The following is a 1,415-nucleotide window of genomic DNA, read 5'->3' on the forward strand; positions in this document are numbered from 1 at the left end:
CCCCACCACCCCTCCGCCGCCCTAGCGGAAGCCATAGCCGCAGCCGTCGAAGCCGAGCTTCTCGCCCGCTCGGCCGCCCCCGAACGCCTCCTCCTGGACGCCTACCTCTCCGCCCGCACCGGCGATCGCCCGGTCGCGGCGTTCGGGGGGCATAGCAGGCTGGTCGATGACCTGGCGGCGAGGGCGCTCACGCCGGAGGACCTGCACTGGCTCGAACGGGCCGCGCTGAAGGACCCGGAGGCGAGGCAGGTCACGGTGGCCGGACGGCGGGTCGAGCTCACGCCGGTGCGGCAGGGCGAGGTGATCGTAGGAGTGGTCGCCGTCTTGAACCCGGCCCCGGTTCAGAACGGCGCCGAACCCTGCCGTACCCGACCCCCGTTGCTGATCACCGGCGAGCGGGGCACTGGCAAGACCACCCTGGCCCGCGAACTCACCCCGCACGCACGGACGGTGGACGCGGCCGAGTCCGAACTCGGCGACGCGGTCGACCACCTGACGGCAGGTCACCCCCTGATCCTCCGCCACGCGGAACGCCTCGCCGCACCGGACATCGCGACCCTCAACTCCCTCCTGGACACGCACCCGACGGCCCAGCTGTACGTCACGTACACCCCCGGCACGCCCCCGGGCCCCTGCCTCCAGCGCCTCCTGGACGTCCTGGCGGCCCGCACGATCACCCTCCCCGCCCTGCGTGAACGCCCGGAGGACATGGCGGAGTTGCTGAGGACGCTCGCCCCGAAGCCCCCGGCCGGACAGCCCCCGCTGACGTGGTCCCTGGACGCCCTGCGGGCGCTGGAACGCCACCCCTGGCCGGGCAACCTCACCGAACTCGCGCACGTCGTGCACGCGTTGGCGCAGGGCCGCCGCCTCACGGGCCCGGTCCGCAGGGCCGAACTCCCCGATGCGGTGAGGGAAGGCCCCGCACACCGCCCCCTGAGCCCGATGGAGGACGCGGAGCGCACGGCGATACTCCAGGCGCTGAAACGGCACGGCGGCAACAAGGCGCGTGCGGCGTCGGCGCTGGGCATCGGACGGGCAACTCTCTATAGAAAGCTGCGGAGTTACCGAGAGTAGCCGAGCAAGTCCCGGCATCCGGAAGCGATTCCGACCAGTCGGTCTTTCCCAACTCTTGACTGCGCACCGGCTCCACCCCGATCCTCGTCCGTGAAGATCTTGCGACGGTCATGACAATTCCGTGGAACGGTGGGGGAGCACCGCACACCCCGGCTGACGCCGTACACCCCGGCCAACGCCGCACACCCCGGCTCATCGACCGCGCGCGCCCCCGCCGACCCGAGGGACCGCCCCATGACCACGGCCCGACGCAGACGCGTCACTCTGCTCACCCTCCTGCTGTTGCTGCTCACCACCGCCCTGGTTCCCACCCCGAGTTCGGCCGCCACGGACTGGTGGAC

Annotated in this window: 1 protein-coding gene; it reads left to right on the forward strand. The window is 72.1% G+C overall.

Translation table 11 applies throughout. The features are described from left to right. Positions 1–1,074: helix-turn-helix domain-containing protein (locus AOK24_RS44845; protein WP_276206908.1), on the forward strand; the 1,074-nt coding region annotated here is incomplete at its 5' end. Positions 1,075–1,415 lie beyond the last annotated feature (341 nt).

It is taken from the genome of Streptomyces niveiscabiei, from assembly GCF_001419795.1.
GTDB lineage: Bacteria > Actinomycetota > Actinomycetes > Streptomycetales > Streptomycetaceae > Streptomyces > Streptomyces niveiscabiei.